Source organism: Methylacidimicrobium sp. AP8, from assembly GCF_903064525.1.
GTDB lineage: Bacteria > Verrucomicrobiota > Verrucomicrobiia > Methylacidiphilales > Methylacidiphilaceae > Methylacidimicrobium.
This window is the reverse complement of sequence record NZ_LR797830.1, coordinates 1,838,220-1,858,014: the sequence shown is the minus strand read 5'-3', so window position 1 is coordinate 1,858,014 and position 19,795 is coordinate 1,838,220. Positions and strand designations below refer to the sequence as shown.

The 19,795-nt window shown below is 69.4% G+C and carries 19 protein-coding genes; 11 read left to right on the top strand and 8 right to left on the bottom strand.

What is annotated here, in order from left to right:
* Positions 1-2 precede the first annotated feature (2 nt).
* A complete protein-coding gene (locus MTHMO_RS08690) occupies positions 3-1,133 on the top strand; it encodes a complex I subunit 1 family protein (protein ID WP_202214423.1) in 1,131 nt (376 codons plus the stop codon).
* A gap of 12 nt (positions 1,134-1,145) precedes the next feature.
* On the opposite strand, the gene MTHMO_RS08685 is transcribed toward MTHMO_RS08690, so the two are convergent.
* The 6 genes from MTHMO_RS08685 to MTHMO_RS08660 form a co-directional block, all read right to left on the bottom strand.
* Positions 1,146-1,961, bottom strand: coding sequence for a L,D-transpeptidase (locus MTHMO_RS08685; protein ID WP_202214422.1), 816 nt, complete (start codon positions 1,959-1,961; stop codon positions 1,146-1,148).
* Positions 1,958-2,767 (bottom strand): BtpA/SgcQ family protein, encoded by an 810-nt coding sequence (locus tag MTHMO_RS08680; protein WP_202214421.1) that lies wholly within the window; start codon positions 2,765-2,767, stop codon positions 1,958-1,960. The genes MTHMO_RS08685 and MTHMO_RS08680 overlap by 4 nt, the downstream gene beginning before the upstream one ends.
* A 39-nt stretch (positions 2,768-2,806) precedes the next feature.
* Positions 2,807-4,498 carry a murein biosynthesis integral membrane protein MurJ gene (gene murJ, locus MTHMO_RS08675; protein ID WP_237394859.1) on the bottom strand — a complete coding sequence of 564 codons (1,692 nt, stop codon included), beginning with the start codon at positions 4,496-4,498 and terminating at the stop codon, positions 2,807-2,809.
* Positions 4,495-5,481, bottom strand: coding sequence for a lipopolysaccharide heptosyltransferase II (waaF, locus tag MTHMO_RS08670; RefSeq protein WP_202214420.1), 987 nt, complete (start codon positions 5,479-5,481; stop codon positions 4,495-4,497). Before waaF ends, murJ begins: the two co-directional genes overlap by 4 nt.
* Entirely contained in the window at positions 5,478-6,731 is a 1,254-nt protein-coding gene (lpxK, locus tag MTHMO_RS08665) for a tetraacyldisaccharide 4'-kinase (protein ID WP_202214419.1), read from the bottom strand. Before lpxK ends, waaF begins: the two co-directional genes overlap by 4 nt.
* Positions 6,732-6,807: 76 nt before the next feature.
* The gene (locus MTHMO_RS08660; RefSeq protein ID WP_202214418.1) at positions 6,808-7,668 is read right to left on the bottom strand and encodes a hypothetical protein; all 861 of its coding nucleotides are present in this window, start codon (positions 7,666-7,668) and stop codon (positions 6,808-6,810) included.
* A 119-nt stretch (positions 7,669-7,787) separates the two neighbouring features.
* Between MTHMO_RS08660 and MTHMO_RS08655 the strand changes: the two genes are divergently transcribed.
* The 7 genes from MTHMO_RS08655 to MTHMO_RS08625 are packed head-to-tail and all read left to right on the top strand — an operon-like array spanning position 7,788 to position 13,226.
* Complete coding sequence (locus tag MTHMO_RS08655; protein ID WP_202214417.1) at positions 7,788-8,000, top strand: hypothetical protein; 213 nt, start codon at positions 7,788-7,790, stop codon at positions 7,998-8,000.
* A gap of 11 nt (positions 8,001-8,011) precedes the next feature.
* Entirely contained in the window at positions 8,012-8,479 is a 468-nt protein-coding gene (locus tag MTHMO_RS08650; protein ID WP_202214416.1) for a Minf_1886 family protein, read from the top strand.
* Positions 8,480-8,537: 58 nt separating this feature from the next.
* Positions 8,538-11,093 (top strand): pitrilysin family protein, encoded by a 2,556-nt coding sequence (locus MTHMO_RS08645; protein WP_202214415.1) that lies wholly within the window; start codon positions 8,538-8,540, stop codon positions 11,091-11,093.
* A 47-nt stretch (positions 11,094-11,140) separates the two neighbouring features.
* The gene (locus tag MTHMO_RS08640) at positions 11,141-11,527 is read left to right on the top strand and encodes a DUF1844 domain-containing protein (RefSeq protein WP_202214414.1); all 387 of its coding nucleotides are present in this window, start codon (positions 11,141-11,143) and stop codon (positions 11,525-11,527) included.
* Between the two features lie 42 nt (positions 11,528-11,569).
* A complete protein-coding gene (gene moaA, locus MTHMO_RS08635) occupies positions 11,570-12,550 on the top strand; it encodes a GTP 3',8-cyclase MoaA (protein ID WP_202214413.1) in 981 nt (326 codons plus the stop codon).
* A 4-nt stretch (positions 12,551-12,554) separates the two neighbouring features.
* The gene (locus MTHMO_RS08630; RefSeq protein WP_202214412.1) at positions 12,555-12,800 is read left to right on the top strand and encodes a MoaD/ThiS family protein; all 246 of its coding nucleotides are present in this window, start codon (positions 12,555-12,557) and stop codon (positions 12,798-12,800) included.
* Between the two features lie 3 nt (positions 12,801-12,803).
* Complete coding sequence (locus MTHMO_RS08625; RefSeq protein WP_202214411.1) at positions 12,804-13,226, top strand: molybdenum cofactor biosynthesis protein MoaE; 423 nt, start codon at positions 12,804-12,806, stop codon at positions 13,224-13,226.
* Between the two features lie 426 nt (positions 13,227-13,652).
* On the opposite strand, the gene cysC is transcribed toward MTHMO_RS08625, so the two are convergent.
* Entirely contained in the window at positions 13,653-15,566 is a 1,914-nt protein-coding gene (gene cysC / locus MTHMO_RS08620) for an adenylyl-sulfate kinase (protein WP_202214410.1), read from the bottom strand.
* A gap of 16 nt (positions 15,567-15,582) precedes the next feature.
* Complete coding sequence (cysD, locus tag MTHMO_RS08615; protein ID WP_202214409.1) at positions 15,583-16,389, bottom strand: sulfate adenylyltransferase subunit CysD; 807 nt, start codon at positions 16,387-16,389, stop codon at positions 15,583-15,585.
* Positions 16,390-16,412: 23 nt separating this feature from the next.
* On the opposite strand from cysD, the gene MTHMO_RS08610 reads away from it, so the two are divergent.
* The 3 genes from MTHMO_RS08610 to MTHMO_RS08600 all read left to right on the top strand — a co-directional run bounded on the left by MTHMO_RS08610 (position 16,413) and on the right by MTHMO_RS08600 (position 19,787).
* Positions 16,413-17,195 (top strand): phosphoadenylyl-sulfate reductase, encoded by a 783-nt coding sequence (locus MTHMO_RS08610; RefSeq protein WP_202214408.1) that lies wholly within the window; start codon positions 16,413-16,415, stop codon positions 17,193-17,195.
* A gap of 88 nt (positions 17,196-17,283) precedes the next feature.
* Positions 17,284-18,768: a menaquinone biosynthesis decarboxylase gene (locus MTHMO_RS08605; RefSeq protein ID WP_202214407.1), complete on the top strand. Its 1,485-nt coding sequence runs from the start codon at positions 17,284-17,286 to the stop codon at positions 18,766-18,768.
* Positions 18,765-19,787, top strand: coding sequence for an NAD-dependent epimerase/dehydratase family protein (locus MTHMO_RS08600; RefSeq protein WP_202214406.1), 1,023 nt, complete (start codon positions 18,765-18,767; stop codon positions 19,785-19,787). Before MTHMO_RS08605 ends, MTHMO_RS08600 begins: the two co-directional genes overlap by 4 nt.
* Positions 19,788-19,795 lie beyond the last annotated feature (8 nt).

Genomic DNA, 19,795 nt, shown 5'->3' with positions numbered 1-19,795 from the left:
CCATGGAAGCCACGCTCGCCGTCTTTCTCGTCAGCACGCTGGTCAAGATCTTCCTGGTGGTCGCCGTCCTCCTGGGGTTGGTCGCCTACGCCGTCCTGGCGGAAAGAAAGGTAAGCGCGGCCATTCAGGACCGGATCGGGCCGAACCGGGTAGGACTTCCCTTCCTTCAGGCGCGCCTGGCGGGGCTCGGGCAGCCGCTGGCCGATGCCTTCAAGCTCATGCTCAAGGAGCAGTTCGTTCCGGGACACGTGCGGAGCTTCTACTACAATCTGGCCCCGATCCTCTCGTTCCTTCCGGCCCTACTGACGGTCTGCGTGATCCCGTTCGCCGGAGTCGATCCGATCCGCTTTCCCGGCCTCTCCGTCGAGATCCCCCAGCCCGGGGTGATCGCCAACGTCGGGATCGGCGCCCTTTTCCTCTTTGCGGTCACCTCGCTGGCGGTCTACGGGATCGTGCTCGCGGGCTGGTCGTCCAACTCAAAGTACGCGTTCCTCGGGGGGATCCGCTCAAGCGCCCAGATGATCTCCTATGAAGTCGCCCTCGGCTTCTCCGCGGTCCCCGTCTTCCTGATTTCCGGGGCCTTGAGCCTGCCCAAGATCGTCGAGTTTCAGATCGAGCGCGGCTGGTTCCTCCTGCCTTTTGCGGGGAAGCACCTGGATTGGCACCTCCTTCTCTTCTGGCCGTTTCTGCTCCTCTCCTCATTGATCTTCCTGGTCACCCTCTTCGCGGAGACCAACCGAGCTCCGTTCGACCTCCCGGAGAGCGAGCAGGAGCTCGTGGGCGGGTACAACACCGAGTACGGCGGCATGCGCTTCGGGATGTTCTTCCTGGGCGAATATGCGGCGCTCATCTCCGCCAGCGGGCTCTTCGTCACCCTTTTCCTGGGAGGCTGGAGCCTCCCCTTCGGCTGGCTGGGAACGGCCTCCTCGGTCGGCACCTTTCTCCTCCAGGCGCTCGTCTTCCTGGTCAAGGTCTGCCTGCTCGTCTTCTTCTTCATGTGGATCCGCTGGACCTTGCCGCGCTTCCGCTACGACCAGGTGATGGCGCTCGGCTGGAAGATCCTGCTGCCGATCTCGATGGCCAACATCGTGGTCGTGGCCGTCCTGATTGCCGTCTTCGGCGGCGCGGTCTGACCGGCGGCCGGATCATCGCCGGTCCGCGGCTCCGACCCGCTCCGGCCGGGGCAACCGCCAGGCGGACCAGAGGCGCAGGTAATCCTCCCGGGTCAGGACCACCAGCTCCGGCCTCCCGCGGGGATCGAGCCAGCGGAGCAGCTCGACGATCTCCTCTTTCCGTAGCGCCAGGCATCCGGACGTAGGGACCCGCTCGCCGTATCGTCCGTGGAGGAAGATCGCGCTGCCGGCGCCGGGCCGACTATCCGGGTAGTTGTGCTCGACGGCGATCATCCATTCGAGCACCGGGTCCTCGATCCGGAGCCTCTCCTGCGCAAACCACTCCGGCGGATCCTCTGCGGCGGGAACGGTGACCAGGTGGTTGTAGTGGGGAAGCTCGGGGTTCTCGATCCAAGCATCCCGTTCCGATTTCCGGTGGTAGAGCTTCCACTTGGCCCCCGCGGGCAAAGAGGGAGCGGTTCCCAGGACCAGCCCGATCCGGAAGCGGCCCGCCGGGGTCCGGCCGTCCCCCTCCTCCTTCTGGAGGCCGGGCTGCGGTGGATGCAAGCCGATGCCCCAGGCGACTCCGTTGCGGCCGAGGAGTACAGGGATCGCCTCTCCCTTCTGCTGCCACCGGCCGCCGGGAAGAGTCCGCTGCCAGCGGGAAAGCCGGCCTTGCCAGGATGCGGCCTCGGGAACCAGTACGATTACGCGCTGCTCGAGGCGAAACGGCCAGAGGAGGAGCGATCGCCAGAGCCAGACGCCTCCGATCACGATCCCGAGGAGGAGCGCCGCGAAGGCCGTCCGGCGGAGCGGGCCGGCGGACGGCAGCCATGGAGGGAGCCTCATCCCGTGCGGTGGAAGAGGAGGGCGAGCCGGCGGACCTTCTCCCTGTCGACCGGAGATTCGATGCCGCCCTCCTTCACGGAGCTCCCCACCAGGAAACCGTCGGCCGCCGGAAGGTAGCGCGCCAGGTTCCCCTCGGAGATCCCGCTTCCGACCAGGACCGGCGTGCAGGGGAGAGCGCTCCGGACCCGCTCGATCTCCTCCGGCGAGGCCTCGGAGCCGGTTCGGGGCCCGGTGAGGATGAGGGCATCGGCCAAGGACCGCTCGACTAGGTCCATCGCCTCCTCCTCGAGCGGGCGGGCGGCGAGAGGCGCGGCGTGCTTGACGCGCAGATCCGCCAGGATCCGGACCCGCGCCTCCAGCCGGGCCCGCTCGCGCAGGAGGCCAGCCGCCTCCCCTTCGAGGAGACCCTGATCGGTGAGGAGGGCCGACGCCAGGACGTTGACCCGCAGAAAGCTCCCCCCGCAAGCCGCGCAGAGCGCGAGCGCGGCCCGCGGATCGTTGCGGAGCACGTTGAAGCCGAGCGGGAGTCCGACCTCCCTCCGGATTTCGGCGCCGACGGCGGCCATCGCGGCGATCGTCTCCGCCGGGACCGAAGACTTCCAGAACGGGACGTCGCCGTAGTTCTCGAGGCAGAGCGCGTCCGCCCCTCCCGCCTGCCAGGCGTGCGCGTCGGCCAGCGCGGCCTCGACCACCCGGTCGAACCGGCCGTCGTACCGGGGGGCTCCCGGCAGCGGCTTAAGATGCACAAGCCCGATCAAGAGCTTGGGTCCGCCGGCGGTCAGGGGCAGCTCCACGAATCGGGCCACGACCGAATCTTTGCGGAGAGCGCGCTTCGGAACAAGCGATTAGCCTCTTCCGCGCCCATTCCGCCGCCGGAAGACGATCCGGCGGAGGAGGTCGATCGCCTCGCGGCACTCCTCGAGGCCGAGCGCACGGGCGGCGGCAAAGAAGGCGAGCGCCCCGGCGGCGACCGCCCCGGCGACCAGGAGGGCGTCGCCCAGGGGGAGGCCCGGCAGGGACGACCGCTCGGCGGCCCGGACGAGCCCGGCCGCAGCCAGGCCGCAGGCGGCGGAGGCGAGCGCCAGCCGCCAGAGGAAGGAGAGCCAGCTCCCGGCTCCCCCGGGGAAGACCCGCCGGTCGAGGGAAAAGAAGAGCTGCGCGGCGTTGAGGAGGGCGACCAGCGAGGTGGTGAGCGCCAGTCCGACGTGGCCGAAGGCGAGGACCTTGACCAGGAAGAGGTTGAGCAGGAGGTTGAGCCCGATCCCGAAAAGGCTGACGCGGAGCGGGATCGCCGGCGCATCGAGCGCGTAGAAGCAGGGGGCCAGGATCTTGATCCCGGCGTAGCCCGCCAGGCCGAGCGTGTAGGCTTCGAGAGCCGCGGCCGTCTGGTGGGTGTCCCAGCTGCTGAAGCGGCCGTGCTGGTAGATGAGGCGGATCAGCGGCTCGGAGAGGACCGCGAGGCCGACGGCGGCCGGCACCGTGTAGAAGAGGCCGAGCCGGAGGGAGTGGCGGAGCGTCCGCCGGAAGGAGTCGAGGTCGGCGCGGGCGTGTTGCCGGGAGACGGTGGGGAGGGTCACCGTGGCGATGGCGACCCCGAAGACCCCGATCGGAAACTGCATGAGCCGAAAAGCGCAGTTGAGCCAGGAGCGGCCGCCGTTGATCTCCGAGGCGAACATCCCGTTGACCAGCACGTTCACCTGGACGGCCGCCCCGGCGATCATGCTCGGGACCATCAAGCGCCAGATTTCCCGCAGCTTCGGATCCTTCGGGTCGAGCTCCCACCGCCAGCGGTAGCCGATCCGGCCGAAGGCCGGCACCTGGATCAAGAGCTGGGCGAGGCCGCCGAGCAGGACTCCGAAGCAGACCCCGTAGACGGCGGCTTCGCCGAAGGAGGGGTGGAGGGGATCCCGCTGCGGGTCCACGGTGTAGGCGAAGAAGACGCCGAGCACCACCGAGACGATGTTGAAGGCGGTCGACGCCGAGGCCGGCAGCCCGAAGATCCGGCCCGCGTTCAGGATCCCCATCGCGACCGCGGCCAGGGCGACGAAAAGGATGAAGGGGAAGAGGATGCGGGTGAGCCGGACGGTGAGCTCGAACTTCCCGGGGACCGCGTGAAACCCGAAGCTGGTTACCTCGATGAGGAGCGGGGCGAGGGCGATGCCGGCCAGGCAGACCGCGGAAAGGAAGAGGAAGAGGACGGCCAGCAGATGGTTGGCGAGCGAGAAAGCCCTGGCCTTCCCCTGCTCCTCCCAGGTCTTGGCGAAGACGGTCGTGAACGCGGTGGAGAGGGCCCCCTCGGCGAAGAGATCCCGCAGGAGGTTCGGGATCTGGAAGGCGGCCAAGTAGGCGTCGAGCAGCTTGCCCGCCCCGAAGAGGGCGGCGAAGACCAGCTCGCGGACCAGCCCGAAGATCCGGGAGCCCATGACGGCGAGGCTGACGACCCCGGCCGCCCGGTGGGCGGCCGCGTTGCTTTCCCCGGAGCCGCGCGCGGGGGCGGCCGCTGGCGGCGGGCCGTGGGGATCGTTCGGAGCGCTCACGAAGAGAGGGCGGTGGAAAGGCGGAGCTGTTCCCAGCAGGCGCCGAAGACCTCCTCGGGCTCGATCCGGCGCAGGCAGGCCAGATCGAGAGGGCAGCGGCGGCGGAAGCAGGGCCCGCAGGCCACCGGGCGGGAGAGGACGCGGATCGAGCTCCCCAGCGGCCCGGTCCGGAGCGGGTCGGTCGAGCCGAAGAGGGCCACCCCGGGCACCCGCAGCAGCGCCGCCAGGTGCATGGCGCCGCTATCGTTGCAGACGACCAGCCGGGCGCAGGCGAGCGAGGCGATGAACTCTTCGAGGGAGGTTTGGCCGGCAAGGCTCTCGGCTCCCGGAACGGCCGAGGCGATCCGGCCGCAGACCTCGCGGTCGCCGGCGGCTCCGTAGAGGCGGACCGGGAAGCCGGTGGCCGCGATCAAGCGGCGCGCTAACTCGATGTAGAATTCCTCGGGCCACCGCTTGGCCGGACCGAACTCCGCCCCAGGGCAGAACGCCAGGAAGGGCTCCGGGGGCGGCCGCCGGGCGGAGGGGATCCGCAGCTCGGGAAGAGTGAGGGAGCCCGAGGCGCCGAGCTCCTCCGCCAGCGCCAGGTAGGCGGCCGCCTGCCGGGGGAACCGATCCCCGGGTTCGCCCCGGAGGGGGCGGCTCAAGAGCGCGGCACGGGGCCGCCCCGCCTTGCCCCACACGGCGGGGATGCCCGCCAGCCGGGCTTCGAGAGCCGACCGCAGCGAGTTGGGGAGCAGCAGGGCCGCCGCGAATCCGCTCCGGCGAAGGTGCTGCACCGTGCGCAGCAGGCTCTTCGGCCGGTCGATCTCGATGACCCGGTCGACGAAGGGGCAGAGGCGCCAGAGGGCGCTCAGCTTTTGGGGCGCGGCGACTCCCAGAGGCCTGGACCCGAGCCAAGCCTTGAGGCTGGCGACCGCGGGCAGGCTCAAGACGGCGTCCCCGAGCCAGTTGGGGGAGCGGACCAGGAGGGAGGAGGGGATCACAGGACGGCGGAGGCGGCTCCGTTGGCGGCCGGCTCCTCGGCCAAGGAGGAGATTCGGCCGGAGTGGGGAAGAGCGGGGGGGGGCTCCGGGCGCATCTTCTCCCGAATGCGGCTCCAGAGCGCCTCCGCGCCGTGGAGGAACTCGATTTCCACGCGGAGGAAATAGATCGGGACCGGAGGGGGGGTCCTCAGGAAAGGGAGCCGGACCGCGTCCTTTTCGGTCGTGATGACGGCAGCGGCGGCGCGGGCCTGGGCCCTCTGGAGCACACGGAGCACCTCCGCCTCGGCGAATCGGTGATGGTCGGCGAACCGCCGGGCGTAGACGATTTCCGCCCCGAGCTTCCGCAGCCCGTTTTCGAAGCTTTCCGGACGGGCGATCCCCGAAAGCGCGACGACGCGAAGCCCGTCGAGGAAGTGGAGGGGGCGCTTCTGGCCCGTGTTGACCTGGACGAGGTAGCGGGGGAAGTGGGCGCATTCGACGATAGGTGCGTGACGGTTGAGCCGCCGCAGCTCCGACTTGAGCGCGGCGAGCGGAGAGCCGTCGCATTTGGTGACCAGGAGAATGTCTGCGCGGCGGATGTGGCTGATCGGCTCCCGGAGGGTGCCCCGCGGCAGCAGGAACCGGTTGCCGAAGGGAGATTCCCGGTCGACCAGGACGATGTCGAGCCGCTCCTTGAGCGGGAGATACTGGAAGCCGTCGTCGAGAAGGAGGGTGTCGACCCCCCACTGCCGGATGGCGGCCAAGCCGGAGCGGACCCGGTCCTTTCCGGTCAGGATCATCACCCCCTGCAGGTTAGAGGCGAGCATGTAGGGCTCGTCGCCCGCCAACAGCGGGCCCAGGAGGGCGCGCTTCCCGTCGGATACGACCCGCGGGCCCGGCCGGACCGCTTCCCCCGGGGAGGCGGCCCTCCGCCACCGGCCCAGGATCCCCCCGGAGGCGCTCTTGTAGCCGCGGCTGAGGATGGCAACCCGCCGGCCCGCGCGGGTGAGCTCCCGGGCGAGCTTCTCCACCACCGGCGTCTTCCCTGTGCCGCCGACCGTGAGGTTGCCCACGCTGATCACCAGGCAGCCCAGGGAATGCGCATGGGCGAGATTCCGGTTGTAGAGCCAGAGCCGCCACCGAACTAGCCGGCCGTAGAGCAGCGAGAGGAGGAAGAGGAGCCACCGGAGGACGGCCGCCCGCTTCCCGTCGCGCCGCTCCAGGATGACGTCGACGGCGAAGCGTTCGAAGCGATCCGTCCACCGAGGCATGCGCGACCGATCTCCTTTTCCTTGCCTTTCCGCCCGTTCCCTGGGGCCGGAACCGGTTCCGCAAGATCCGCCCCGGCTACGCGGCGCCGGCCAGAGGAGCCAGCCAGTCTACCCGAGCAAAGACGCAGAGGTCGAGAAGAGACTGGGGCGGATAGATCTCGGGGTTGCGGAGGAGCTCGGCAGGAACGGCTTGCCGGGCTTCTCGCGCCGTAACCGCCAGCATCGCCTCCGCGGTGGCCCGGCCTAGGTTATCCGGCCGGTAGAGCGCTTGGAGAACCGCGCCGGCCGCCTTGGCGTCGGCGCACCCCCGGGGGAGGGTCCAGTGAAAGAGCCGGATCCATGACCCCTCGCTCGGGACGCGGACGGTCCAGCCGCCGGCCCGTCTCCGGATCTCCAGCTGCTGGACGAAATCGACCTCGATGCGGGCGTCTCCCGGTGCCGGACCGCTTTCCGGGCCGGCCTGGGCGACGGCCGCGGGGGAGGGGGGGAACCCGGTGGCGAGCGCGGCGCGCAAGCAGCGGGAAACGATCCGGGAGTCGGGCGGGCGAAAGGGGATCCGGCCCGACGCCAAATCCTTCCAGTGGCCGGGCACTTCGGCCGGGGTCCCCGGGCCGCCGATGGCCAGCAGCGTGAAGCCGAAGGGCCAGGCGAACCGGTTCGCCGGATCAAAATAGTGGTGGAGGAACTCAGGCTCGCCCGGCAGCGGATCCGAAACGGCTCCGGCGAGCGGGAGGAGGAGGTTCTCCCGGAGCGAGGGAAGGATCGCCGTGTCGGGCAGCGCCGCCAGCTCGAAGGCGTGCCCGGCGAGCAGGCTCCGGCTCTCTTCTTCCCCTGCGTAGGTTTGCACCGCGATTTCGGCGCCTACCGAGGAGCGCAGCGTATCGAGGAGCCAGGGGGGGAGGAGCCGGGCGGGAGAGAGGATGCGGAACTGGGGCATTGCATCGCCTATCGGTGCGGGGGGAGGCAAAAGCAAGAAAAAAGCGGAACGGCTCCCCGGGAAGGCGGCCCGGCGGTTTCGGGAAAACTGCTTGAAATGCGGCGGCGTTCGGGAGAGATATGAACACGGTGGCCGGTCTGCGTGCTTGGTGGGGGAATCGGGACGCCTGGTTGACCCGCCGGGAGCAGGGGCTGGTGCTCTTCCTGCTCGTCTTGCTGACGTTGGGAGGCATCGTCAAGCTCCTGCGGGAATCTCTCGGCGGCCCGGATCTCGACCCGGCCGCGCGCGGAGCGGCTTCGGCGACGGACGCCAGTTTTGGAGCACGGAATTAACAGGGGACAACATGCGCAAGCGGAACTTTGCCAGCATCGTCGAGGAGATTTGCCAGCGGGACGGGCGGTATGACGACGAGGCGTACTACTTCGTCCGCGAGGCCCTGCTTTCCCCCGGGAAGGGCGGGAAGCGCAAGGGGAAGCGGAGGATCGCCCCCGACGCGTCGGGCAAGGAGATCCTGGAAGTGCTGCGCACGCACGCGTTGCGCGAGTTCGGCCCCATGAGCAAGCTGGTGCTGAGCGAATGGGGCATCCGGAATTGCCGGGACCTGGGGGACGTGATCCTCTCCCTGGCTTCTTACGGGGTGTTGGGCCGGACGAGCGCGGGGACCCGGAAGGATTTCAAGAAGGGCTTCAGCTTCACCTCGGCGTTCGTTAAGCCGTTCCGTCCGGCGCGGACGGTGCGGCCGGCACGCAAGCAGAAGGAGGCGAAGGCCGAAAAGCCCGGGCGGGCCCAGAAGAAGGCCCAGGCCGCCTGACTGAGATCGGGCCGCGGCCGCCGGGTTCCGCCAGGCGGTCTCCCCGGCTCCCGCCGCCATGAGCACCCCCGTCCCCTCCTCCGCCCACTTCCCGCTCCCTTCGTTGGCCGTGGAGCAGAAGACCCTGGGGAACGGCTTGGCGGTGCTCGTCAACCGGGACGAGCGGGCTCCGGTGGCCTCGCTCCAGTGCTGGTGCGCCACCGGCAGCATCCACGAGGGCCGGTGGCTCGGCTCGGGGATCTCCCACCTCCTCGAGCACCTGCTCTTCAAGGGGACGCCGACGCGCAGCGGTATCCAGATGGTCCAGGAGATCCAGGACCTTGGCGGCCACTTCAACGCCTACACGACCTATGAGCGGACGGTCTACCATGTCGACCTCCCCGCGGAATCCTGGCGGCGGGCCCTGCCCATTCTCGCCGATGCCGTGCTCCATCCTAAGATCGATCCGGGGGAGTTCGCTCGGGAAAAGGAGGTGATCCGGCGGGAGTTCGCGATGGTCGAGGACGATCCTGAGACCCAGCTCTTCCAGGCCGCCTTCGAGACCGCCTTCCTCCGGCATCCGGTCCGCTATCCCGTGATCGGGCAGCTGGACCTCTTCGGGGCGCTGACCCGCGAAGACGTCCTCGCCTACCACCGGGAGCGGTATGCCCCCCAGAACCTTTTCCTGGTGGTCGCCGGTGCGGTCGATCCCGAGGAGATCTTCGCGGCCGCGGAGGAGTGCCTAGGGACCGAGCCGCGCCGCTTCCTCCCCGACGTCGTCCTTCCGGCCGAGCCCCGACAGGCCGGGCCCCGCTACCTCCGGAAGACCTTCCCCAGCGAGCTGGCCCGGGTGTTCTTCCTCTATCCGGTGCCCGGGTTCGGCGACCCGGATGCGGCCGCGCTCCGGCTGCTCGCTCTGCTGCTGGGTGACGCCCGTAGCTCGATCCTCCACCAGAACCTGGTCGAAAAAGAGGGCTTGGCCGAGGAGGTGGAGGCCTTCGCGCTGGCGGGAGCCGATCTAGGGGCCTTCTGCATCGAGGCCCGTTGCGCGCCCGGGCGGCTGCCCGCGCTGGCCGCGCGGATCCGCGAGGAGATTGCCGCCCTCGGGGAGCGACCGCCGGCGGAGGCGGACCTCACCTTGGCGCGCCGGTTGACTCTGGCGCGGGCGATCTCCGACCTCAAGACCATGGCGGGCAAGGCGGAGGCGGTCGGCTCCGGCTGGCTCCTGGCCCGGGACCCGGGCTGGAAGGAGCGGTTCCTGCGCCGGCTGCTCGCGGTGCGCGCCGAAGAGGTGCAGCGAGTAGCCCGGCGCTACCTTGTGCCCGATGCCGAGAACCGGGTCGACCTCGTCCCTTCGGGCCCTCTCCCCGGCCCACAGGGAGGAGCGGCTGCGGCGGCGGGCGGGCGCGCGCGCCCCGCGCTGACCAAGGTCGGCGGCGGCTTCCGGATGCTTTCCCTGGCCGGCGGCCTCCCTCTCCAGTTTTTCCGGGCGACTTTCGACGGCGGCCTCCTCTGTGAGCCGGAAGGGAAGGAAGGGGTCTCCTTCCTGGCGACCCAGCTCCTGCTCAAGGGGACCCGGAGGAGGACCGCGGCCGAGATCGCCCGTGCGGTGGAGCAGCTCGGCGGGTCGATGGCGGCCGAAGCGGGGAACAACTCGGCGGGCCTCTCGCTCGAGGTGTTGAGCGACCAGTGGGCCCCGGCGCTCGACCTCTTCGTCGAGATGCTCTGCGAGCCCGCCTGCCGCCCGGAGGAGCTCGCGATCGAAAAGCGCAAGCAGCTCTCCCTCCTCCAGGCCGAGCGGGACGACCCGCTGGCCGTCGCCCGCAACCTGGTCCGCCGGACCCTCTACGGCGCCCACCCCTACGGGGGCAACGTGCTGGGGACTGAGGAGAGCCTGGCCTCCCTCGGCGTCGCCGACGTGGAGGATTTCCTCCGAAAGGTCCTCCAAGCCCACCGGCTGATCGTGGCGGGGGCGGGGCCGGTCGAACCGGGAGCCTGGCAGCCGGTCGTCGCCCGGGAGCTCGCTCCCCGGCTCGGGGCGGCCGAGTCGCCCTCCTTCCCGCCGCTCCCCCCGATGCCTTCCGGGCCCGTGCGGGCCGAGGAGCGGATTCCCGGCAAGGAGCAGGCGATCGTCGAGATCGCCTTCCCGATCCCCGAGCTCGCCCATCCCGACCAGCTGCCCCTGGCCGTCGCCGCCGAGTCGCTTTCGGACCTGGGAACCCGGCTCTTCGTCCGCGTCCGCGACGAGCGGGGGCTGGCCTACTTCGTGAGCGCCGCACGCTTCCTCGGCCGGCAGGCCGGATATTTCTACTTCTACGCGGGAACCGCGCCGGGCAAGGAGGGAGAGGTGGAGCGGATTCTGCTGGAAGAGGCGGCCCGGCTCGCCCAGGAAGGCCTATCCCAGGAGGAGTTCGTCCGCGCCCGGGCTAAGCTCGTCAGCGAGGAGAAGATGTCCTGGCAGAACCCCGCTGCGGTGGTGAGCGGCTCGGCGCTCCACGAGCTCCTCGGCTTGGGGTGGGACTATGACGAGCGGCGACTCCTCCGCCTCCAGGCGATGGGGCTAGACGAGGTCAACCGGGTTCTCCGGACCTATTTGCAAGGCCCGGGATACGTTGTCGGGGTGGTTCGGCCCTAAATCCGCGGAAAGCAGTTGAGCGACGCCCGAAAAGAGGGAATGTTGAGATGCCTATGGATGTCATTCTCTCGGAGGCCGAAGTAGAGGCCCGTTTCAGCCGGCTTCTCCAGATGCAGATCGAGCACGTTCTCGTGCTGCTGGGGCGCATTCCGCTTCCGGGCGGGCAGCCGATGGAGCCCCGGCTGGCCGAGGCGCGGGAGCTGATCGACCAGCTCGAGGCCCTCGAGGTCAAGACCCGCGGCAACCTCCAGCCGGGCGAGAAGGCGTTTTTATCGAGTGCTCTCACCGAACTCCGTCTGGCCTACGTGGAGGCGAGCCGGGGGAAAGCGGCGACTCCTCCTCCCCTCCTCCGCCGGCCCCTGCGGATCCGCCCCTCCCCGCCGGCGGCCCCGGCCGGGGACGAGAAGAGGAAGTTTTTCAAGAGCTACGGATGAACGCCGCGGGATCGGCGACCCTTCGCGAACGGAAAGGGGGAGATGTCTTGCCAGGATAGCTTCCGGCGATCCGTCCACTACCTGCGGATTTCGGTGACGGACCGCTGCAACGAGCGGTGCCTCTACTGTTTTCCGCGGGATTTCTCCGGATGGAACGGACAGGGGGACCTTCTTGCCTACGAGGAGATCCGCGCGATCGTCTCGGTCGCCGCGGATCTCGGATTCACCGACTTCCGGATCACCGGCGGCGAGCCCCTGGTCCGCCCAGGAGTCCCCGACCTGGTCCGCGGGATCGCAGCCATCCCGGGAGTGCGCAGCGTCAAGCTTTCGACCAACGGCACCCGCTTGGCGGGCCTGGCCGCCCCGCTCCGGGAGGCGGGGCTTGCAGGCGTCAACATCAGCCTGGATGCGCTCGACCCCAAGCGCTACTACGAGATCACCGGGGGTCATCTGGCCCCGGTGCTCGAAGGCATCGAGGCGGCCCTCCGCTGCGGCCTCCCCTCGGTCAAGCTCAACGCGGTCCTGCTGCGCCGCCGCAACGAGGACCAGATCGAGCCTCTGCTCGACTTCGCCGCCGAGCGGAAGCTGATCCTCCGGTTCATCGAGCTGATGCCGGTAACCTCCCGCGAGGTGCTCCGCCCGGAGAACTTCCTTTCGGTCAACGAGATTCGGCGAAGGCTCGAAGCCCAAGACCGGCTCGAGCCGGTCGGGCAGGCTCTCGGCTTCGGCCCCGCCCGCTATTTCCGGATGGAGAAGCGGGGGGTCGTTGTCGGATTCATCGGCGCGCTGAGCGACCTCCACTTCTGCGAGCACTGCAACAAGATGCGTCTGACGGCCGACGGGAAGCTCCGCCCCTGCCTGGGCAACCAGATGGAGGTCAACCTCCGCCCCTTTCTCCGCCCGGCGATCGATCGGGCAGGGCTGCGGGCGGCCTTTCTCGAGACCCTGCGGCGCAAGCCGCTGGAGCACTCCTTCCGCGACTACTACGAGCCCGCGCGGGCGATGACGGCCTTGGGAGGGTAGGCCGATGGCAGAACGGACCGTCCGCCTCCTGCTCTTCTCGCAGGCCCGGGAACTACTCGGCTTCCGGGAACGCGCGGTCCCGGTCCGTCCCGAGGAGACCCCGCGCCAGCTTCTCGAGCGGATCGCCCCCGGCTTCTTCGAGAAGATCCCCGGGGCCCGGGTGAGCCTCGATCTCGAGTACAGCTCTTGGGATGCTCCGATCGGGGAGGCCGAAGAGCTGGCCGTGCTGCCGCCGGTGAGCGGAGGGTGAAGGATGGGTATCTCGATTTCTCTGGTCGACCGTCCAATCGCCCGTCCCTCGCTCCTCTTCCCCTTGGACGGCTCCTCGGGTGCCGTGGTCGAATTTTTCGGAGTCGTCCGCGGCCGGGAAGCGGGCAAAGCGATCGCCGCACTCGACTACGAGGCCTACCGGGCGATGGCCCGGAAGGAGCTCGAGCGGATCGCGGCGGAAACGGCCCGCCGCGAGGGCTGCCACGACCTTGTCCTCATCCACCGGGTGGGGATCGTGCCCGTCGGAGAGCCCTCCCTCTACCTCCGCGTCGCCGCCGAAAGGCGGGGGGCCGCCTTCCGGATCGCCGAAGAGCTGATCCAGAAGCTCAAGGCCGACGTCCCGATCTGGAAGGCCCCGGTCCCGTCCCGCCTCCCGGCGGCCTCTCCCCCAGGAGAACGCCGCTGAGGGCGGCTGCGGGTAGAAGCAAGCAACGCCCACAGCTACGCCGCCGGATGCCGGCTGGGCGACCTATCGGCCATTTCTCACAAGCTTTCTCCTACGGCTTGCAAAACGGGCTCGTCTGCTTCGGTCCCGCTTGGTTTTCCATCCTCGCAGTATGTCTTCATACAGCTCCGGTGGAAAACCTGCGCCCGCCTCGCACCCAAGCCCATTTGCGGCGCCTCGGCTACGAAATTTGTGAGAAATGGCCGCTATGTTCCGATTCCCTGGCGACGCCCCTTCCGACGCAACCCGGCGCGGCGCGATCAGGCCGGCGGCGCTTCATCGCCTGCAGGAGACCGCACGGACGCGGCGCGAGGCAAAAGGCCCGCGCGGCCGCTTGCCTGGAGTGGCTTGCGGCGTATAGGGAGTGGAGGCTTCGGTGGCGCCGGGCTAAATGTTCGCGGCCGGGTCCTCGCGCAGGGAAGGCCGGTTCGGGAGGGCAATCGCCTCGAGGGCGAGCTTGGCCAGGCGCTCGACGCACTCGGCGGGCGAAAGCTGGTGGGTGGGGAGCTCGAGGTCGGGTGCTTCGGGGACCTCGTAGGGGGAATCGAGGCCCGTGAACTCGGGGATCTCCCCGCGTTCGGCCCGGGCATAGAGCGACTTGGGATCCCGGGAGCGGCAGACTTCGAGCGGGGCGTGGACGAAGACCTCCCGGAAGGGCAGACCAGCCGCTTCGGCAATCTCGCGGGCCTTCCGGCGGTCGGCCCGGAAGGGGGAGATCAAGGCGACGATCGCGACCGCACCTGCGTCGGCGAGGAGGCGGGCCGCCTCGGCCGCCCGCCGGATGTTCTCTCTCCGGTCCTCGGCGCTGAAGCCGAGGTCGCTGGAGAGGCCGTGGCGCAGGTTGTCTCCGTCGAGGACGTAGGCCCAGATCCCCCGGCGGAAGAGTGCCCTTTCCAGCCGGACCGCCAGGGTCGATTTGCCGGCTCCGGAGAGTCCGGTCAACCAGAGAACGGCCCCGCGGTGGCCGAGGGTGCGGGCCCGCTCGTTCCGGTCGATCTCGCCCTCGGTCCAGAAGAGGGGGCTGCTCCGGTGGGCCGGGGGTAGGGAAGTTTTGGGATAGCGGGCGCCCAGGACGATGCCTCCCCCGAGGATGCGCCCGTCGCGGGCGAGGATGAACCGGCCGGTCTGGGGGATTTCGGAAGCATTGTCCAGCGCGAGCGGCCGCTGGGTCCGGACGAGCACTTCGGCGATCTCGTTGGCCTCGACTCCGGGCTTCGCGGAATCCTGGACGCAGAGGGTCTCTGCGTCGAGGACCCGGTCGACCTCCGTGACGCGGGCTCCCGCCGACTGGGTCGCCAGCCGCAGCTCGTAGGGCTCGCCGATGCGGAGGGGATCGGTTCCGATCCAGAAGATCTTGGCGGGGAACTCGGTCGCCTCGATCGGGGGCTTTTCGCGGGAGCTGGCGATCATGCCCCGCTCGACGAAGATCTCCTCGTCGAGGATCAGGGCCGTCGACCGGCCCGCGGAGGCCTCCTGCGGCGTCGATTCCGGAGGCCACTCGGCGAAGGCGCGGAGGCGCGCCCGCTTGCGGCCGGGCCAGAAGAAGAGCTCTTCGCCGACGCGGAGGCGGCCGGTCTCCACCCGGCCGGCGATCAGCCGCTCCTCCCCGCGGCGGTAGACGTCCTGAACCACGAAGCGGAGCGGGAGCGTTTCGAGGGATGGGGAGGGGACCGCATCGAGCGCTTCGAGGAGTGCCGGTCCCGGGTGCCACGGCATCCGAGCGCTCGGAGCGACAACGTTCTCCCCCTGCTTGGCGGAGAGGGGGAGGGAGGTCGGCTCCGGGAGTCCCAGCTCCGCAAAGAGGGAGCTTAAGGCCGCGGCGATCTCCCGATAGCGGCCTTCGGAGAAGTCGACCAGGTCCATCTTGTTGACGGCCACGAGGATGTGGCGGATCCCGAGGATCGGCAGCAGCATCGCGTGGCGGCGGGTCTGCTCGCGGACCCCTTCCCGGGCGTCGACCACGAGGATCGCGGCCTGGGCGCGGGCCGCCCCGGAGAGCATGTTCTTAAGGAACTCCTTGTGGCCGGGGGCGTCGATGATCGCGTAGCGGCGCTTCTGTGTCCGGAAGCGGATCTCGGTGGTGTCGATCGTGATGTTCTGAGCCTGCTCCTCGAGGAGCGAATCGAGCAGGAAGGCGTACTCGAAGGGCACCCCCTCGGCGGCAGCGGCTCGGGCCAGCTCCTCGGCCTTGCCCTCGGAAACCGAGCCCGTGTCGAAGAGCAGGCGGCCGATGAGGGTCGATTTTCCGTGGTCGACGTGGCCGATCACGACGATCGGCAGGACTTCTTCGGAAAAATGCATGGCGGATTTTCCCTCTTTATAGGAATCCCTTAGCGCGAAGCTTTTGCATCGCGTTCCGCTCGTGGTGGTCCTGGGCTCTTCCGGCCCGCTCGGGGACGCGCGTCGCGTAGAGCTCGGCGATGATCTCGTCGACCGTCGCCGCCGTGCTCGGCACCGGGTGGGTAATCGGCCAGCAGCCGATCGAGCGGAAGCGCAGGCCGTTGCGGGCGAAGTAGAGGGGCGGGATCGGGATCTTCTCCCGCCGGATGTAGAGCCAGATGTCGTATTCGGTCCAGTCGAGCAGCGGCTGGACGCGCACGTGCCCGCCCGCGCCCTTGGCGGGAAGCGCGAACTGGTTCCAGAACTCGGGGGGCTGGTCCTTGTAGTTCCACTCCCCCTCCGAGGAGCGCGGCGAGAAGTACCGCTCCTTGGCCCGTGTCGGGTCCTCGTCGCGGCGGATGCCGGTGATCAGCGCGTCCCACTTATGCTCGGCCAGGGCCTGCTGGAGAGCGACGGTCTTGAGCTCGTGGGTCACCGTGACCGGATCATGGGTGGCGTAGCCGATGCCGCGGGCGATCGCCTCTTCGTTGACCTTCACGATCAGCTTGAAGCCGTAGTGGCGCTGCGCCCAGGAGCGGAACTCGATCATCTCGGGGAATTCGTACGTGGTGTCGATGTGGAGGACCGGGAAGGGGATCCGGCCGCAGAAGGCTTTTTGCGCCAGCCAGAGAAGCACGTTCGAGTCCTTGCCCATCGACCAGGGCATGCCGATGCGGGGGAAGTTCCGGTAGGCCTCCCGGAGGAGGAAGATGCTCTGGGATTCGAGCTTGCTCAAATGGTTCATGAGTCTATAGACTAACAGGAGATATGGCAAAGCCAAACGAATTCGCAGCAAGGAGCGAAGGGTCGGTTTCTCCGGATCCGGACGGAGGGCGGGCGCGGGAAGAAAGCAGCGGCGAGCCCGGGGAGCCGCTCCTCGAGGCGCAGAGCGCCGAGGAACGGATCCGATGGGCGTTTGCCCGGTTCGGCGACCGGGTGGTCGTCAGCTCGAGCTTCGGCATCCAGGCCGGTGTGCTGCTCCATCTGGCCACGCGGCTGCGGCCCGAGGTTCCGGTGATCTTCGTCGACACGGGCTATCTTTTCCCCGAAACCTACCGGTACGCGGATCTGCTTGTCGAGCGTCTGGGCCTCCGGCTCCACGTGGCCCAGGCGCCCCTGTCGGCCGCCTGGTTCGAGGCGCGCTACGGACGCCTCTGGGAGCAGGGGGTGGAGGGCCTCGACCGGTATCACGAGCTCCGGAAGCTCGAGCCGATGCGCCGGGCGCTGGAGGAGCTCGGGGCCCGGTGCTGGCTCTCCGGTGTCCGCCGCGCGCAGGCGAGGACGCGGGCGGACCTGCCGGTGCTCGAGTGGCGGGGGAAGCTGGCCAAGCTCCACCCGATCGTCGATTGGAGCGACCAGGAGGTCGAAGCCTATCTCGACCGGTGGGGGATTCCGCGCCATCCGCTGGCCGCGCAGGGATACGTCACGGTGGGCGACGTTCCGACCAGCCGCCGGTGGGAAGAGGGGATGCTGCCGGAGGAAACGCGCTTCTTCGGGTGGAAGCGGGAGTGCGGCCTCCACTCCCGGCCGGGGCCGGCCACGGCGACGTAGGGGGCCGGCGATTCCTTCTGCTTTTTTTTCCCCGCCTGCAGGGTATCCTGACTCACTCCTTGGCCTTGCGCGGGGAGAGAGGTCATCGATGGCGTGTGAATCGTCTGCCGAGTTCGTCAGGCTTTTGGAAAAGGAAGGGGAGCTGGTCCGGATCGCGGAGCCGGTCAAGACCGATCTGGAAATCACGGCGCTGGCCGACCGGGAGATGAAGTCGCCGGGGGGAGGGTACGCCCTCCTGGTGGAAAAGCCGGTGCTCCCGGACGGGTCGGTTTCGCCCTTTCCGGTGCTGATCAACGCGTTCGGCTCCGAGCGCCGGATGGCGCTCGTCCTGGGAAGGCCCGTGGAGGAGATCGTCGGGGAGATCCGCGCGCTGCTCCAGGTGGAGCCGCCCCGCTCGTTCCGGGAGGGGTGGCAGCTCCTGCAAAAAGGGCTTGCGCTCGCGCAGAGCCGTCCGGTCCGTGTCGAGAACGGGCCCTGCCGGGAGCGGGTCGTGCGGATGGGGCCCTCGGCCGAGATCGACCTGCTCCGCCTTCCAGTGCTCCGCTCCTGGCCGAAGGACGGAGGCCCCTTCATCACGCTGCCGCAGGTCTTTACGCGGGACCCGGAGACGGGGAAGCGCAACGTCGGCATGTACCGGATGCAGGTCTTTGACGGCACGACCACCGGGATGCACTGGCAGATCCACAAGGTGGGGGCCCGGCACGGAAAAGGCTACTGGGCGCGGGGGGAGCGGATGCCGGTCGCCGTCTGCCTGGGCGGCGACCCGATCCTGACCTTCGCGGCTACCGCCCCCCTTCCCGACGGGGTCGACGAGCTGCTCTTCGCCGGCTTCCTGCGGAGGAAGGGGATCCCGCTGGTCCGCTGCGAGACGGTCGACCTCGAGGTCCCCGCCACGGCCGACTTCGTGCTCGAAGGCTACGTGCAGCCTCCGGAGCTCCGCCCCGAGGGGCCGTTCGGGGATCACACCGGGTTCTATACGCCGGTCGATTCCTACCCGGTCTTCCACCTGACCTGCCTCAGCCACCGGAAGGACGCCATCTATCCGGCGACAATTGTGGGGAAGCCTCCGATGGAGGATTTCTACCTGGGAACGGCGAGCGTCCGCCTCCTCTTCCCGGTGCTGCAGGCGACCTTCCCCGAGATCGTTGACTTGGCGCTGCCCCCGGAAGGGGTCTTCCACAACCTCGCCTTCGTGAGCATCCGCAAGCAGTATCCCTACCAGGCCTACAAGGTGATGCACGGCCTCTGGGGGATGGGGCAGATGATGTTCACCAAGATCCTAGTCGTGGTCGACGCGGAGGTGAACGTCCACGACACCTCGGACGTGCTCTTCCATCTCTGCGCCAACGTCGATCCGGAGCGGGACTTTCTCTTCACCCGCGGGCCCTGCGACAGCCTCGACCACGCGCAGGCGACTCCGAACGTCGGCAGCCATGTGGGGATCGACGCGACGCGGAAGCTGCCCGCCGAGGGCTATCCGCGGCCCTGGCCGGAAGAGGCGGCGCTGCCCGAAGATCTCCGCCGGGAGATTTACGCCCGGTTCCCCCGGAAGGAGCGGGCGGCCCGGCCATGAAGGTCCTGATCACCGGCTGCGCGGGCTTCCTCGGGTTCTCGCTCGCCCGCCGGCTCCTGTCGCTGGGCGAGGAGGTGATCGGCGTCGACAACCTCAACCCCTATTATTCGGTGGCCCTCAAGGAGGCGCGGGTGCGGCTGCTGGCGGAAGCCGCCTCGTTCCGCTTCGAGCGGCTCGACCTGCGCGAGCCGGAACCGATCGGCGCGCTGCTGGCCCGGGAGCGGCCGGAGGCGGTCGTCCACTTCGCGGCCCAGGCCGGGGTCCGCTACAGCCTCCGCGAGCCGACTGCCTACGTGGCGGACAACGTCCTGGGCAGCGTACACCTGCTCGAGGCGGCCCGGCGGCTCTCCCCCCTGCCGCACTTTCTCTATGCGAGCTCGAGCTCGGTCTACGGGCTGAGCGGGGCCCTCCCCTTCACCGTCCGGGACCCCGCCTCCCATCCCGCCAGCGTCTACGCGGCTACCAAGCGGGCGGCCGAGCTGCTCGCGCACTCCTACAGCCACCTCTACCGGCTGCCCGCGACCGGCCTCCGCTTCTTCACGGTCTACGGCCCGTGGGGCCGGCCCGACATGGCCTACTTCTCCTTCACGCGGGCGATCCTGCGCGGGGAGCCGATCACGGTCTTCGGACAAGGGGAGCTGCGGCGGGACTTCACCTACGTCGACGATGTGGTCGAGGCGGTGGCGCGGCTCCTCCCCCGGCCGGCTTCCCCCGACCCCGGCTGGGATCCGGCCCGTCCGGACCCTTCGCGGAGCTCCGCACCCTACCGGCTTTTCAACGTGGGCAACCGGACCCCGCTCTCCGTCCGCGAGCTGGTGGCGGCGATCGAGCGGGCCTCCGGCCGGCGGGCGGTACTCCGCTTTGCCCCGCCGCCGCCGGGCGACGTGGCCGCGACGGCCGCGGACACGACCGAGCTCGAGCAGGAGGCGGGGTTCACCCCCCGCACGCCGCTCGCCGTAGGGATCGAGAGGTTCGTCGCCTGGTACCGGGAGGTCGCGGCGCACCTCCCGGACGCGTAAGCGGGCGG

What these genes read in the sequence shown, in the direction of transcription:
- MTHMO_RS08690 (WP_202214423.1), top strand. Translation starts at nt 3, where the DNA reads ATGGAAGCCACGCTCGCCGTCTTTCTCGTCAGCACGCTGGTCAAGATC.
- MTHMO_RS08685 (WP_202214422.1), bottom strand. Translation starts at nt 1,961, where the DNA reads ATGAGGCTCCCTCCATGGCTGCCGTCCGCCGGCCCGCTCCGCCGGACG.
- lpxK (WP_202214419.1), bottom strand. Translation starts at nt 6,731, where the DNA reads ATGCCTCGGTGGACGGATCGCTTCGAACGCTTCGCCGTCGACGTCATC.
- MTHMO_RS08660 (WP_202214418.1), bottom strand. Translation starts at nt 7,668, where the DNA reads ATGCCCCAGTTCCGCATCCTCTCTCCCGCCCGGCTCCTCCCCCCCTGG.
- MTHMO_RS08655 (WP_202214417.1), top strand. Translation starts at nt 7,788, where the DNA reads ATGAACACGGTGGCCGGTCTGCGTGCTTGGTGGGGGAATCGGGACGCC.
- MTHMO_RS08650 (WP_202214416.1), top strand. Translation starts at nt 8,012, where the DNA reads ATGCGCAAGCGGAACTTTGCCAGCATCGTCGAGGAGATTTGCCAGCGG.
- MTHMO_RS08645 (WP_202214415.1), top strand. Translation starts at nt 8,538, where the DNA reads ATGAGCACCCCCGTCCCCTCCTCCGCCCACTTCCCGCTCCCTTCGTTG.
- MTHMO_RS08640 (WP_202214414.1), top strand. Translation starts at nt 11,141, where the DNA reads ATGCCTATGGATGTCATTCTCTCGGAGGCCGAAGTAGAGGCCCGTTTC.
- moaA (WP_202214413.1), top strand. Translation starts at nt 11,570, where the DNA reads ATGTCTTGCCAGGATAGCTTCCGGCGATCCGTCCACTACCTGCGGATT.
- MTHMO_RS08630 (WP_202214412.1), top strand. Translation starts at nt 12,555, where the DNA reads ATGGCAGAACGGACCGTCCGCCTCCTGCTCTTCTCGCAGGCCCGGGAA.
- MTHMO_RS08625 (WP_202214411.1), top strand. Translation starts at nt 12,804, where the DNA reads ATGGGTATCTCGATTTCTCTGGTCGACCGTCCAATCGCCCGTCCCTCG.
- cysC (WP_202214410.1), bottom strand. Translation starts at nt 15,566, where the DNA reads ATGCATTTTTCCGAAGAAGTCCTGCCGATCGTCGTGATCGGCCACGTC.
- cysD (WP_202214409.1), bottom strand. Translation starts at nt 16,389, where the DNA reads ATGAACCATTTGAGCAAGCTCGAATCCCAGAGCATCTTCCTCCTCCGG.
- MTHMO_RS08610 (WP_202214408.1), top strand. Translation starts at nt 16,413, where the DNA reads ATGGCAAAGCCAAACGAATTCGCAGCAAGGAGCGAAGGGTCGGTTTCT.
- MTHMO_RS08605 (WP_202214407.1), top strand. Translation starts at nt 17,284, where the DNA reads ATGGCGTGTGAATCGTCTGCCGAGTTCGTCAGGCTTTTGGAAAAGGAA.
- MTHMO_RS08600 (WP_202214406.1), top strand. Translation starts at nt 18,765, where the DNA reads ATGAAGGTCCTGATCACCGGCTGCGCGGGCTTCCTCGGGTTCTCGCTC.